Annotated in this window: 12 protein-coding genes; 7 read left to right on the forward strand and 5 right to left on the reverse strand. The window is 63.4% G+C overall.

What is annotated here, in order from left to right; genetic code table 11:
• Positions 1 to 51 precede the first annotated feature (51 nt).
• Entirely contained in the window at positions 52 to 2,613 is a 2,562-nt protein-coding gene (locus RHIBR816_RS0109795; protein WP_018236351.1) for an FAD-dependent oxidoreductase, read from the reverse strand.
• A gap of 324 nt (positions 2,614 to 2,937) precedes the next feature.
• Between RHIBR816_RS0109795 and RHIBR816_RS0109805 the strand changes: the two genes are divergently transcribed.
• Genes RHIBR816_RS0109805 through RHIBR816_RS0109820 form a run of 4 tightly spaced genes read left to right on the forward strand, consistent with a single transcriptional unit; the run spans position 2,938 to position 6,812 of the window.
• The gene (locus RHIBR816_RS0109805; protein ID WP_018236353.1) at positions 2,938 to 3,900 is read left to right on the forward strand and encodes an aliphatic sulfonate ABC transporter substrate-binding protein; all 963 of its coding nucleotides are present in this window, start codon (positions 2,938 to 2,940) and stop codon (positions 3,898 to 3,900) included.
• Between the two features lie 26 nt (positions 3,901 to 3,926).
• Positions 3,927 to 5,096, forward strand: coding sequence for an FMNH2-dependent alkanesulfonate monooxygenase (ssuD, locus tag RHIBR816_RS0109810; RefSeq protein WP_018236354.1), 1,170 nt, complete (start codon positions 3,927 to 3,929; stop codon positions 5,094 to 5,096).
• A gap of 45 nt (positions 5,097 to 5,141) precedes the next feature.
• Positions 5,142 to 5,978: an ABC transporter permease subunit gene (locus tag RHIBR816_RS0109815; protein WP_018236355.1), complete on the forward strand. Its 837-nt coding sequence runs from the start codon at positions 5,142 to 5,144 to the stop codon at positions 5,976 to 5,978.
• Between the two features lie 9 nt (positions 5,979 to 5,987).
• The gene (locus RHIBR816_RS0109820) at positions 5,988 to 6,812 is read left to right on the forward strand and encodes an ATP-binding cassette domain-containing protein (RefSeq protein WP_018236356.1); all 825 of its coding nucleotides are present in this window, start codon (positions 5,988 to 5,990) and stop codon (positions 6,810 to 6,812) included.
• A gap of 20 nt (positions 6,813 to 6,832) precedes the next feature.
• On the opposite strand, the gene RHIBR816_RS0109825 is transcribed toward RHIBR816_RS0109820, so the two are convergent.
• Positions 6,833 to 8,293 carry an FAD/NAD(P)-binding protein gene (locus RHIBR816_RS0109825; protein ID WP_018236357.1) on the reverse strand — a complete coding sequence of 487 codons (1,461 nt, stop codon included), beginning with the start codon at positions 8,291 to 8,293 and terminating at the stop codon, positions 6,833 to 6,835.
• 169 nt (positions 8,294 to 8,462) lie between these two features.
• Here RHIBR816_RS0109825 and RHIBR816_RS0109830 point away from each other — a divergent pair, with 169 nt between their 5' ends.
• From RHIBR816_RS0109830 to RHIBR816_RS0109840, 3 genes are all read left to right on the forward strand, one after another.
• Positions 8,463 to 9,011: a flavin reductase family protein gene (locus tag RHIBR816_RS0109830; protein WP_018236358.1), complete on the forward strand. Its 549-nt coding sequence runs from the start codon at positions 8,463 to 8,465 to the stop codon at positions 9,009 to 9,011.
• Between the two features lie 145 nt (positions 9,012 to 9,156).
• Entirely contained in the window at positions 9,157 to 9,351 is a 195-nt protein-coding gene (locus RHIBR816_RS0109835) for a hypothetical protein (RefSeq protein WP_018236359.1), read from the forward strand.
• Positions 9,352 to 9,484: 133 nt separating this feature from the next.
• The gene (locus RHIBR816_RS0109840) at positions 9,485 to 10,468 is read left to right on the forward strand and encodes an acyl-CoA dehydrogenase family protein (protein ID WP_026186822.1); all 984 of its coding nucleotides are present in this window, start codon (positions 9,485 to 9,487) and stop codon (positions 10,466 to 10,468) included.
• Between the two features lie 7 nt (positions 10,469 to 10,475).
• Here the strand turns inward: RHIBR816_RS0109840 and RHIBR816_RS0109845 are convergent, their stop codons facing one another.
• The 3 genes from RHIBR816_RS0109845 to RHIBR816_RS0109855 all read right to left on the reverse strand — a co-directional run bounded on the left by RHIBR816_RS0109845 (position 10,476) and on the right by RHIBR816_RS0109855 (position 12,293).
• Positions 10,476 to 10,931, reverse strand: coding sequence for an Rrf2 family transcriptional regulator (locus tag RHIBR816_RS0109845; protein WP_026186823.1), 456 nt, complete (start codon positions 10,929 to 10,931; stop codon positions 10,476 to 10,478).
• Between the two features lie 272 nt (positions 10,932 to 11,203).
• Positions 11,204 to 11,560 (reverse strand): cytochrome C oxidase subunit IV family protein, encoded by a 357-nt coding sequence (locus tag RHIBR816_RS0109850; protein ID WP_018236363.1) that lies wholly within the window; start codon positions 11,558 to 11,560, stop codon positions 11,204 to 11,206.
• Positions 11,561 to 11,570: 10 nt separating this feature from the next.
• On the reverse strand, positions 11,571 to 12,293 hold the full coding sequence (locus RHIBR816_RS0109855) for a heme-copper oxidase subunit III family protein (protein ID WP_018236364.1): 723 nt from the start codon (positions 12,291 to 12,293) through the stop codon (positions 11,571 to 11,573).
• Positions 12,294 to 12,300: the final 7 nt, after the last annotated feature.

The raw sequence follows: 12,300 nt of genomic DNA on the forward strand, positions 1-12,300 counted from the left end.
TCTGTGGAGCAGGCTCGCCTGGCGTCCTTGAAAGGCGCTCTTTCAGCCCCGTTAGCTGCGCGGCTTGAGGTTTTCCGGGTCGTAGAGGGGCTTGTAGCCGACGCCTGCAACTTCTACCGGATAGGTCTCGGCGAAATACTCGACTTGCAGCTTGCGGCCGACCTGGCAATGGGACCAGGGCAGATAGGCGAGGGCGATGTTTTTGCCGATCGTCGGGCCGTAGGCGATGGAGGTGGTGTAGGAGCGGCGGCCGAGTTCGTCGACCAGTACCTCGCCGGTCGCCGGGTCCATGACCGGCAGGTTGCCGACCGGATAGCGCTGCACGCCGTTCCTGTCGGTGTTCTCGGTCATGACGAGCGTGCAGAGCATGGCGGGCTGGTGGTCGCGCGCCTTGTACTCGAGATGCTTCGCCTTGCCGCGGAAGTCCACGTCCTTGACCTTCGGACGGGCAAGATCGGCCTCGATCAGGTTGTACTGGGTGAGAAGGTCCGCGTTCTGCAGGCGCAGGCTCTTTTCCATGCGGCGCGAGTTCGCATAGGTCTCGACGCCGAAGGCCATGACGCCCGTGGCGCGCAGCGCATCCCAGATGGCCAGGCCGTCCTCGTACTTCATGTGCAGTTCCCAGCCCTGCTCGCCGACATAGGAGATGCGGAAGGCGGAGACCGACTTGCCGGCGATCTCGATCTGCTTGATCGCGGCGAAGGGGAAGTTCTCAAGCTCGAGGCCGGCCGGATCGGCAACCACCTTCTTCAGCGTTTCGCGGGCATTGGGGCCCCAGATGCCGATGGTGATGAACTTCTCCGAAACGTCCGTGATGGTGACGTCGAGGCCACGGTCTTCGGCAACACGGCGCATGTAGTGGAAGTCGCGCGGGCCGGCATCGGCGCCGTTCACGAGACGGCAGCGGTCGGCCATGCGGAAGACGGTGAAGTCGGCCCTGACCATGCCCTCGTCATCGAGGAAGTGGGTGTAGATACCCTTGCCGATATTGCCCTCTCCGCCGATCTTGGCGGCGCAGAGCCATTCGAGAAGCTCGACGTGGTCCGGACCTTCGATGTCGACCATGTGGAAGTGTGAGAGGTTGACGATGCCGCAATCCTCGCTCATCGCCAGATGCTCAGCGTTGGAAACGCGCCAGAAATGGCGGCTGTCCCACTCGTTCTCGCGCACCGGAACGCGGTCGCCGTATTTTTCCAGGAGGTGCTCGTTGGCGGCATAGCCGTGCGCGCGCTCCCAGCCGCCGAGTTCCATGAAGTAACCGCCGAGTTCCTTCTCGCGCTCGTAGAAGGGCGAGCGCTTGACGTTGCGGCTGCTCGCATAGGGCTCGCGCGTATGCACGGCCGGGAAGTAGATCTTCTGCGCCGCCTCGAAGCAGCGGTTCTCGATAAACTTCTCCGCGAGCTGGTGCGGGTAGAAGCGGGCATAGTCGATCGAGGCATGGTCGATCTCGGTGCGCCCGTCCGTCATCCAGTCGGCGATCAGCTTGCCGTAGCCCGGGCCGTCCTTCACCCAGATGGCGACGCAGTACCAGAGGCCGCGCACCTTCTGGCTCTCGCCGCAGGAGGGGCCGCCTGCTGCCGATACCTGCAGCAGGCCGTTGAAGGAGTGGCCCTCGTTATAGCCAAGCTCGCCGAGGATCGGCGTCAGTTCCATGGCACGCTCGAGCGGTTCGATGATCTGCTCCATCTCGAGGTCGCGCTGCGAGGGCGACAGGCGTGCCTCGTGCTTTTCGAGAATGTCGCGCGGATGGCAGAGGCGCGGACTGGCGGCCTCGTAGTAACCCCACTCGATCTGGCCGCCTTCGGTGGTCTTCGGGTCGCCGGTGTCGCGCATATAGGCGGAGTTGCCCTGGTCGCGCAGCAGCGGGAAGCCGATTTCCTTGCCGGTGCCTTCGAATTCGTTATACGGGCCGAAGAAGGTCAGCGGATGGTCGACCGGCATGACCGGCAGGTCTTCGCCGACCATTTCGGCGATCAGGCGGCCCCAGATGCCGGCGCAGACGATGACATGGTCGGCCATGATCGTGCCGCGATGCGTGACGACGCCCTTGATGCGCCCATTCTCGACGAGGAGCGAGGTTGCCGGCGTGTTGCCGAAGACCTGCAGCTTGCCGGATTTTTCCGCCGCGTCGATCAGCTTGCCGGCAACGGTCTGCGAGCGCGGGATGACGAGGCCGGCATCCGGATCGAACATGCCGCCCATGACCTGATCTTCCTCGATCAGCGGGAACATCTGCTTGATTTCGGCCGGCGAGACATAGTGCGCGCGGGTGCCGAAGGCCTTGGCGGAGGAAAGCTTGCGCTTGATCTCCTCCATCCAGGTGTCGTCGCCGGTGCGCGCGACTTCCAGGCCGCCGATGCGGGCGTAGTGGCCCATCTTCTCGAAGAAGTCGATCGAATACTGTGTCGTCCAGACCGAAAGATAGTCGTGGCTCGTCGTGTAGCAGAAGTCCGAGGCATGCGCCGTCGAGCCGATGTCGGTCGGGACTCCCGACTTGTCGATGCCGACGATGTCGTCCCATCCACGCTCGATCAGGTGATGGGCGATCGACGCGCCAACGATGCCACCCAGACCGATGATTACGACCTTCGCCCTTTGCGGAAACTCTGCCATTGCTTGCGACCCTAGTTGGTATGGAAGCCGGATATTAGATTTTGCAGCGATGCGAGTTGAGCCTGTCTACGACATAATCATCGTGCTGCACGACCACAGCCATGCCGTAGCGGATGGCGGCACCGGTGGCTAGTGGGGTGACGAGCCGCATCTGCCCGTTCGCTTTCTGGGGTTGCAGCAATCCATTCGCATCTCGCGTCCGCGAGTAACGATAAACTCCGCCAGCAAGGGACTCTTTGGAAAAAGTTTCCTTAGTAAATTTATAGACTATCTTATCATTTTCTCGAGCTGCATTGTTCTTCAGCGACAAGACAGAGGTGAAAAATGATAACTCGCAGACAGACCCTCGCGTTCATCGGCGCAACCGCCGCGGCCTTGAGCGCGCCGAGCATCCGGTCGGCAAGGGCGGCAAAGGAATTTCGAATCGGCTGGCAGAAGAACGGCGTGCTCGCCTTGGCGAAGCGGACCGGCGCGCTCGAGAAGCGGTTGGCTGAACGCGGCCTGACGGTGAGCTGGGCCGAGTTCACTTCGGGTCCGCCGCTCCTAGAGGCACTCGGCGCCGGCTCGCTGGACTTCGGTCCGACCGGCGACGTTCCGCCGCTTTTCGCCCAGGCTGCCGGGGCCAATCTTCTTTACGTCGGGAGCTACAAGGGCACGCCATCGGGCTCCGCCATCCTCGTGCCGAAGGATTCGCCGATCACTGCGCTCGAGGAGCTGAAGGGGAAGAAGATCGCTTTCAAGCGCGGTTCCAGCGCCCATAATTTCACAGTCAAGGCGCTGCGCAAAGTCGGCCTGACGACCGACGACATCGAAGCGGCCGATCTCGCCCCGCCAGATGCGGCGGCCGCCTTCAAGACCGGAGGTATCGACGCCTGGGCGATATGGGACCCCTATTTTGCCGTTGCCGAGGCGGATCCGCGGACACGGGTCCTGACCACGGCGGAAGGCATCGTCGACAGCTGGAGCTTCTTCTTCGGCAATGGCGATTTCACCGCCTCCGAGCCGGAGGTCATCGCCGAGGTGATTGATGAACTGGCCAAGGTCGGAGCCTGGGCGCAGGCCAATCTCGATGAGACCGTTCCGGCGCTCGCGGAGATCACCGGCATTCCAACCGAGGTGACCCGAACGATCCTCACGCGCAAGGGGGCCGACCTGAGCCAGGTGGCGACCCTGTCGGACGACGCGCTGAGCTACCAGCAGGCGCTGGCGGACGAGTTCCATGGTCTCGGCATCCTGCCGAAGACGCTGACGATCGCCGACGTCGCCTGGCGACCGAAGGCAAGCTGAAACGCCGCACCTGAAAGGAACAGACCATGACAAGGACAGAAAAGCCGCTCGATTTCCTCTGGTTCATCCCGACCTCCGGCGATGGCGCCTATCTCGGCTCCGATGATCTGAGCCGCCCCGCGGATATCGGCTATTTCCGCGAGATCGCCACGGCGGCGGATCGGCTGGGCTATACCGGCGTGCTCATCCCGACCGGTCTCGCCTGCGAGGAATCTTTCGTCCTTGCAGCGCACCTCGCAGCCTCCACGGAGAATCTGAAGTTTCTCGTGGCCATTCGCCCCGGCATCGCTTCGCCCGCCTATTACGCCCGGCTCGCCGCAACGCTCGATCGTGTATCGAGGGGGCGGCTGCTCCTCAATATCGTTGCGGGCGGAAGCGCCAAGGAGCTTGCTGGCGACGGCGTCTTCCTGCCCCACGACGAACGCTATGCACATGCCGAGGAGTTCTTCCAGGTCTTCAACCGGCTCCTCGAGACGGGCAAGGCGCATCTCGACGGCAAGTACATAAAAGCGCACGACGCAGAGCTCGGCTTCCCGCCGGTGCAGCAGCCGCGTCCGCCGCTCTATTTCGGCGGATCATCGGATGCCGCGATCGAATTTTCGACGGGCGTGGTCGACAAATATCTGACCTGGGGAGAGACGCCGGCCCAGGTCGCCGAAAAGATCGCCGCGGTCCGCAAGGCCGCTGCCGCCAAGGGGCGGGAGGTGACCTTCGGCATTCGCCTGCACTTCATCGTGCGCGAGACCGACGAGGAGGCCTGGGCTGCCGCCGACCGGCTGATCTCCAAGCTCTCGGACGAGACGATCGCCGCTGCCCAGGAAGGATTTGCCAGGAATTCCGATTCCGTCGGCCAGGCCCGCATGCGGGCGCTGCATGGAGGCCGGCGCGACAGGCTCGAGGTGTCGCCCAACCTTTGGGCCGGCATCGGCCTCGTTCGCTCGGGCGCCGGGACGGCACTTGTCGGCTCGCCGAAGACGGTGGCCGCCCGTCTCCGGGAGTACCAGAATCTCGGCATCGATACGGTGATCGCCTCCGGCTATCCGCATATCGAGGAGGCCTATCGGGTTTCCGAACTGCTCTTCCCGGAAATCGGCCTTGCTGGTCCGCGCAACCAGATCCGCTCGTCCTTCGGAGAGCAGCCGCTTTTCGCTGGTGGCGGCCATGGCGGCAATCTGCGGGTCGTCGCGGGCTCCTGATCCCGACTGCGAAACCCGTGCTCGCCAATCGAGAAGGAGAAGAATATGACCGCATATGACGTTGCAAGCGATCGCCCGCGGCAAAGACGGAGCTGGGTCTTGCCAGGCCTATCGGCGCGGCCGATCCGCATAGAGGGGCTCTTGCCCTATGCCGTGCCGATCCTCCTGGTTCTGGTGTGGCAGGCATTCTCGTCGCTCGGCTGGATTTCCACGCGGATCATGCCGGCGCCGACGGATGTGGCAGCCGCCTTCGTCGACCAATTGCTCTCCGGCGCACTGCTTCACAACGTGGCAGTTTCGGGGGCGCGCGCCCTCGCCGGACTTGTCGTCGGCGGAACGATCGGCCTGCTGCTCGGCATTGCGAACGGCGTCTCCAAGCTTTCCGAGCAACTGACGGACACGTCACTGCAGATGCTCAGGACCATTCCGCATCTGGCCATGATCCCGCTGGTGATCCTCTGGTTCGGGATCGGTGAGGAATCGAAGCTGTTCCTCACGTCTTTGGGCGTGCTTTTTCCGATCTATCTCAACACCTTTCACGGGGTCAGGAACGTCGATCGCGAGCTGATCGAGATGGGCCGGATCTACGGAATGAGCGGCTGGACGCTGTTCAGGAAAGTCATCCTGCCCGGCGCCCTGCCTTCGATATTCGTCGGACTGCGTTATGCGCTCGGCATCATGTGGCTGACGCTCATCGTCTCGGAGTCGATCGCCGCATCTTCGGGCATCGGCCACATGGCGAACCAGGCGCGGGAGTTCATGATGACGGACGTGGTCGTCCTGTCCCTGCTCATCTATGCGGCGCTCGGCAAGCTCGCCGACGTGATCGCGAGGACGTTGGAGCGCAATGCACTGTCGTGGAACCCGGTCTATCAGAAGTAGGAGACTGCTATGAGCCGTCATGTCAGCCGAACCGCTGCCTCGCCTTTCGACACTGTCGAGCCGCGCGGAGAACATCAGCAGAAGGTCTCCGTCGCACCAACCGAAACGGTCTCGATCCAGCTGCGGCGGATCGAGCAGTCCTTCGGTCAGAACCGCGTCCTTCGCGGCATCGACCTGGACGTTCCGGCAGGTCAGTTCCTGGCGATCGTCGGAAAGAGCGGTTGCGGCAAGAGTACGCTGCTGCGCCTGCTCGTTGGCCTGGACAGCCCGGCATCCGGTTCGCTCCGTTTCGCCGACCGATCCGGCGATTCTGTAGAGGCCAATGCGCGCATCGTCTTTCAGGAGCCGCGGCTGCTGCCGTGGGCGAGGGTGGTCGACAACGTGGCGGTCGGCCTCGGCCCGGGCGTCGAGGAAAGCCTTTCGCGGGCAAAGGCGCTGAAGGCGCTCGAAGACGTACAATTGTCCGACAAGGCGGACCAATGGCCGGCGCGCCTGTCGGGCGGCCAGCGACAGCGGGTGGCGCTCGCTCGCGCGCTCGTCAGCCGACCCGGCCTCTTGGTCTTCGACGAACCGCTTGGGGCGCTCGACGCGTTGACGCGCATCACGATGCAGCAGCTCGTCAGCCGCGTCTGGCGGGAACTCGGGTTTACGGCGATCCTGGTGACCCACGACGTCAGCGAGGCCGTGCATCTGGCCGACCGCGTCATCGTGCTTGACGGCGGCAGGGTAGCACTCGATCTCGACATTCCGACCGGGCATCCGCGTCACCACGGCGATCCGGCTCTCGCGGTCTTTGAGCGCCAACTGCTCGATGCGATCCTCGGCGACCGTTGAAACGCGTCTGCCAGGTTTGGTTACATCGACCGAATCGTGATCGTTCTCGTCGTTGCGAAGCTCATCTCCAGGATCTGCTGGGCGATCTTTTCTGCCTGGGCGGCGATCTCCGGCACGCCGGATAGTTCGCCGAAGGTCCCGCGCGCCAGCGGTCCGGCGATGAAAAGGTCCTCCATCGGGTAGCCGTCCCGCGCCAGGGCCCGGCTTTCGGCGTCGCACGCAATGCCGAGTCCGCACGGGTCCTTGCTAAGGAGGCCGAGGCGTTGCAATTCGGAAAGACAGGTCTGGCTGCCGGTTGCGTTCCCGTGGTCCGGCCCGGTTGCCACGAGAACCCATTGAGCGCCGTGCCGCTCCATCGTCCCGTGCGGTCTCGCCGCAATGTCGATGACGATTTCTTCGCGGCGGGGCTGGACCGCAACGATGCGCCCCGCACAGGCCCGCAGGCCGCCCGTCGCTTTTTCGCGGCCGACGAGTTCGGCGATCTGCGGCGGCATGCGAAAACGGTGCACTTCGAAGCGCCGGCGAAGATGACGGAGGACGCGCTGCTGTTCGAGGAGTGGCAATCCCCGCCAGATGGCCTGACCCTGGTGGCGCAAGGCTTCAAAGACGCTCTGCCAGGGCAGGCCGTTTTCCGTCACCTCTTCAAGTGCGAAGCGCACGCGCTTCAGCACGGAAAGGGCGGTGTCCGGCACGCCGATCAGGAAGTCACCATGCGGCGCGAAATCGCCGGCGGCCTGCGGCTGCGGTAGATGTCCCGTCCGCGACAGGAGGGTGACCTGCCCGCAATGGCCGCCATTGCGCAACATTGCCACGGCGTCGAGCGCCGTCAGGCCGGCACCAACGATGAAGACGTTGTCGTTCTGGCGTATATCCCGCAGAGCACCAGGCCGCGACGGGTTCGCTACGAAGCGAGGGTCGCCGACGAGGCGCGAGGCAAGCGCGCTCGGCGGCGTCGGCGGCGGATGGCCGGTTGCAACGACGAGGACATCTGCCTGCAGCATGGCGCCGCCGTCTCCCTCGATCTGCCAGCGGCCGCGCCGACGGTGAATGCGCTCGACGCGCTGGCGCAGATGCTTGACGATTCCGCTGTCGAGAAAGGGCTGGATCTGCCCTCTCATGAAATCCGCGAAATCGCCTCTGCGCGCATAGACCGCACCGTTCGCGACGGCATCGGGGTCGCGCTCGAGGCGGCCCGAGTCGGACAGCCAGCGGACAAAGGCTTGCGGATCTCCCGGCACGGCGCGCATCCGGTGGGCCGCGACATTGAGGCGAAGGGACGGATCATCGGTATCGTAGGCCAGACCGCCGCCGAGATGGGCGCGCGGTTCGAAGACGACGATTTCGTGAGGCCAGTATTGCTCATGCAAAGCGAGCAGGCGGGCGAGGGTGGCGCCGGTAAAGCCTCCGCCGATGATGGCCACTCGACCGATTGCCGGTACCGGCGCGGCGTTTTTCTGCAATGGCAGCGTTATTCTCAGCATTGCGATCTCCCTTCGGTTCGAGCGGCGGCTTCGAAGTGTCCTTTGGGCTATCCGTCTAGTCATATTTTCTATAAACTATATAGAGAAAGAAATTCGATGTCTATGGGAGGCGTGACGCCGCTGCTACCAATCGCGAGACACTGGATCTGCTGGAAAGAGGAGTAATGGGATGTCCGTTCAGCCTTCCGTGCGGGCCTTCGATGTCGAGGGGATTACCGATCATTCCGCGAACCGCCCGGCCGATGCCGACAGTTTGAAGCAGGCGCTGCGCGCCTTGGGCGGCGGCGTCAGCATCATAACGGCGGGAGAGGGCGAGGCGCGGACCGGAGCCACGGTCACATCGGCCACGGCCCTTTCCGTCGAACCGCCGCGCATGCTTGTGTCCCTCAATCGTACGTCCTCGACCTGGCCGGTCGTCGAACGGTTCGGTCATTTCTGCGTCAACGTCGTCGGTGAACACCACGAAATGATCGCCGACCAATTTGCCGGTCGCGGCGGGCTCAAGGGCCCCAATCGCTACACTGGCGCCGAATGGACCCGCCTTATCAGCGGAGCGCCCGTACTTGAGGATGCGGTGGCGGCCATCGACTGCGAGGTCGAGGAGGCCATCGAACGGCACAGCCACGCCATCGTGCTTGGTCGGGTGGTCGGCATTCGCATCGGCGGGGGCGGATCCCTGATCTATCGTGGGGGCCGGTACTTTGCGCTTTCCGACTAGAGACTCATCGGCACCGGTCTGCCGGCTTTGGCGGAGCCGTCGGATCCGACATACTGCACAGTTTATATCGAAATTATTGACGAATGAGCAGAATGCGGCGACACTGCGCGCTGGCTCATGAAGGGTCCAATAGGAGGAATGCCGAATGCCGCTCGGTATCGTGAACTTTTCCTTCGATCTGTTCGCCCCTTGGCGCGAGCAACTCCGGCAACGGGGTATCCGCTCCGAGAGCACATCCCAGAAAGCAACCGATGAGATGACGACCGGCACTGTCGACCGGAGCGACGAGGAACAGGCACGCCAGCAGGCGCTGTTCTGGGGATTGTTTCCGGTTCTCTAGAGCGGGCTGGCGAGATTATGCGCGGCCCCTGAGCTCATCCGATCGGTTCAGTTGGCCTGCGAGGCGTCCGAAAGCCGCCCACACAATCGCAGCGTTGGCCTGGCGGGCCAGCATCAGCAAGGATGCATGAGCGATGGGATCCATTACACACCTGCATGAGCGTCTGCGACCGGCGCCGCTTCGAATAGCCTCCGACGAGGAGGTCTTGACGGCGGCTGGCGACGTCGTCGTACTCGGCGCCGATGCTCCCGGAATTGTTCTCTCAGACGCACTGGTGCGGTCCGGCCTGCTGGCCGTTTCCATCCCCTCCGATTTCGACGGCGCCGACGTGTCGAACGGACTGATAGCACAGGCCGTGTCACGGATCGCCGAAGTCCAGCCGGCCGCTGCCGCTGCGCTCGCCGAGCATTTCCGTATCCTCGAATTGGTCCGCAATGCCGGCAGCGAAGAGCAGCGGCGCAGTATCTATGTGCGCGTCGCCGCGGGTGAGCGGCTGTCGGCAGCAGGCCCTGTAGGTCGGGCCGCAACGCTGCACTACATTCCGGACGGTATCGGGTTCAAATTGAGTGGTGAGCTCGAGGCAGCCAGTCTCGGCGAGCCGGATTGGTTCGCCGTGCTGGCGCTGAACGAGGCCGGGGCGCCGAGCCTGTTGCTCGCGCAGCGGGGCAGCACCCAGGCCGAGATCGTGCGGCCCGGCGAGCCGACACTCTACCGCCTCGACGAGGCGCATGTGCCGGCCGGCGCCGTGCTTCAGCCCAACGGCGATGCGCTGCTTCTTTCCCGATCGCTCGGAACGATCCTGCAGGCCGCGACCGTCCTCGGCGAAAAGCGCCGGCAACTGGCCGGCAATCTGGCCCTGTGGCGTGACGGCCGTCCTTCGGGCGACCGGCCCTGGGACGAGCGGATCGGGCGGTTCCTGGTCGAGATCGAGACGCTGGCGGCGCTGATCGATCGGGCTTCGACCGCCCTCGACCTCGCTCAAGTGAACGCCACGCCGGCCGGCGTCGTAGAAGTGGGGAAACTTGCCACCACCATCGAGATCGCCTTTCCGATCGACGGCACGCGTGGCACCGGGCACCTGCTCGCGGAATTGGGACGCACGCTGTTTACAGGCTGAGGATAGCCTATTCGCCGGCGATGAGCGCTTCCTCGACGGGGGTCGTCCGTTCCTTGGACACGAACTGCGCCAGGGTCATGTTGTCGAGGATGGTCGCGATCGCGTCGCGAACCTCGGTCATCGACAGGCGGACCTGACAGCCGACGGGATCGCTACAGTCGTCGCAGGCCTCGAAGGCCGTCCGGCTCGCACAGCGGATGGGCGCAAGCGGTCCGTCCAGCGCGCGGATGACTTGGCCGATCATGATCTCCGAGGCTGGCTTCGACAGCGAATAGCCGCCATTGGGGCCCTTCTTCGAGCGCAGGATGCCGGTGTTGCGCAGTTCCAGGAGAATGGTGTCGAGGAACTTTTTCGGGATGTTGTTGCGCGTCGCAATCTCTGTCACGAACGCGGTTTCTCCCGGACCAAGGCGTGCCAGATCAACAAGCGCCTTCAATCCGTACTTGCCTTTTTTCGTAAGCATCGTGGGACTCGGATGGTGTCGATCGCGCACGCGCCCGATGGCGACGCGCAGGGAACGAAAATCTATTATTTCTTACTAACTAAATAGTTTTTGCCGATTTAATGCGCAAGGGACTTCAGTGGAAACTGCTAGTTCGTGGCGATGAATTTTGGATCACGCACGTAAGAATCAGTGATTTGACCTGCATTATGCATCCAAACCCGTTCGCAGCGGGCAGAAAACGCATGGATTTTCGTTTTCTCAATCGCGTGCGGCAGGCTCATGCCTAGCCCTCATGGTGCCGCGCCGAAGAAAGTGACGCGCGTGAAAAGAACGTAGTTCGACTCCGATACCATCAGCGCCACGAAAACGAGGACCAGCAGCGGCGGCAGCAGGATCGCATAGGTCAGCGCCAGGCGTTCCCAGGCCATGTGCATGAACACCGCGACGATGAGCCCGGCCTTGAGCATCATGAAGATCAGGATCAGCGACCAGCGAAGATATCCCTGCAGACCGAAATAATCGACCAGGTAGGAAAAGGCGCTGAGCACGAAGAGCAGGCCCCAGACCAGGAGGTAGAGCTTGATCGGGTGCTGTTGCTGTTCCGTGTGCGCCGCATGTTGCGCGGCTTGAGCTTCTGCATGCGCCATGGTGCCCTCCTCACCAGAGATAGAAGAACGCGAAGATGAAAACCCAGACCAGGTCGACGAAGTGCCAATAGAGGCCGGTGATCTCGACGATCTCGTAGTGGCCCTTGCGGCTGGTGAAGAAGCCGCGCCGCTCCGTGTCGAAATCACCGCGCCAGACCTTGCGCGCGACGATCAGCAGGAAAATCACGCCGATGGTGACATGGGTGCCGTGAAAGCCGGTGATCATGAAGAAGGAGGAGCCGAATTGCGCCGCTCCCCATGGATTCCCCCACGGCCGCACACCCTCGGCGATCAGCTTCGACCACTCGAAGGCCTGCATGCCGACGAAGGTGGCGCCGAAGAGGGCGGTCACCAGCATAAGTATCGCAGTCTTCCTCCGGTCGCGGCGATAGCCGCAGTTGACGGCCATCGCCATGGTGCCGCTCGAGGAAATGAGGACGAAGGTCATGATGGCGATCAGGATCAAGGGCATATGCGTGCCGGCGATCTCGAGGGCAAAGACCTCGCTCGGGTTCGGCCAGGGAACGGTGGTCGACATGCGCGCCGCCATGTAGGCGAGCAGGAAGCAGCCGAAGACGAAGGTGTCGCTGAGGAGGAAGATCCACATCATGGCCTTTCCCCAGGAGACGTTCTTGAACGTGCGCTGGTCCGAGGCCCAGTCCGATGCCAGCCCGGCCAAACCGGCCGGGCGGGAAAGCGTTTCTGCTGCGGGGGTCTTGATCGGGGCAGACATTGTCAGC

Origin of the sequence: Ensifer sp. BR816, assembly GCF_000378985.1 — a bacterium.
Classification (GTDB): domain Bacteria; phylum Pseudomonadota; class Alphaproteobacteria; order Rhizobiales; family Rhizobiaceae; genus Sinorhizobium.

What these genes read in the sequence shown, in the direction of transcription:
- RHIBR816_RS0109795 (WP_018236351.1), bottom strand. Translation starts at nt 2,613, where the DNA reads ATGGCAGAGTTTCCGCAAAGGGCGAAGGTCGTAATCATCGGTCTGGGT.
- RHIBR816_RS0109805 (WP_018236353.1), top strand. Translation starts at nt 2,938, where the DNA reads ATGATAACTCGCAGACAGACCCTCGCGTTCATCGGCGCAACCGCCGCG.
- ssuD (WP_018236354.1), top strand. Translation starts at nt 3,927, where the DNA reads ATGACAAGGACAGAAAAGCCGCTCGATTTCCTCTGGTTCATCCCGACC.
- RHIBR816_RS0109815 (WP_018236355.1), top strand. Translation starts at nt 5,142, where the DNA reads ATGACCGCATATGACGTTGCAAGCGATCGCCCGCGGCAAAGACGGAGC.
- RHIBR816_RS0109820 (WP_018236356.1), top strand. Translation starts at nt 5,988, where the DNA reads ATGAGCCGTCATGTCAGCCGAACCGCTGCCTCGCCTTTCGACACTGTC.
- RHIBR816_RS0109825 (WP_018236357.1), bottom strand. Translation starts at nt 8,293, where the DNA reads ATGCTGAGAATAACGCTGCCATTGCAGAAAAACGCCGCGCCGGTACCG.
- RHIBR816_RS0109830 (WP_018236358.1), top strand. Translation starts at nt 8,463, where the DNA reads ATGTCCGTTCAGCCTTCCGTGCGGGCCTTCGATGTCGAGGGGATTACC.
- RHIBR816_RS0109835 (WP_018236359.1), top strand. Translation starts at nt 9,157, where the DNA reads ATGCCGCTCGGTATCGTGAACTTTTCCTTCGATCTGTTCGCCCCTTGG.
- RHIBR816_RS0109840 (WP_026186822.1), top strand. Translation starts at nt 9,485, where the DNA reads ATGGGATCCATTACACACCTGCATGAGCGTCTGCGACCGGCGCCGCTT.
- RHIBR816_RS0109845 (WP_026186823.1), bottom strand. Translation starts at nt 10,931, where the DNA reads ATGCTTACGAAAAAAGGCAAGTACGGATTGAAGGCGCTTGTTGATCTG.
- RHIBR816_RS0109850 (WP_018236363.1), bottom strand. Translation starts at nt 11,560, where the DNA reads ATGGCGCATGCAGAAGCTCAAGCCGCGCAACATGCGGCGCACACGGAA.
- RHIBR816_RS0109855 (WP_018236364.1), bottom strand. Translation starts at nt 12,293, where the DNA reads ATGTCTGCCCCGATCAAGACCCCCGCAGCAGAAACGCTTTCCCGCCCG.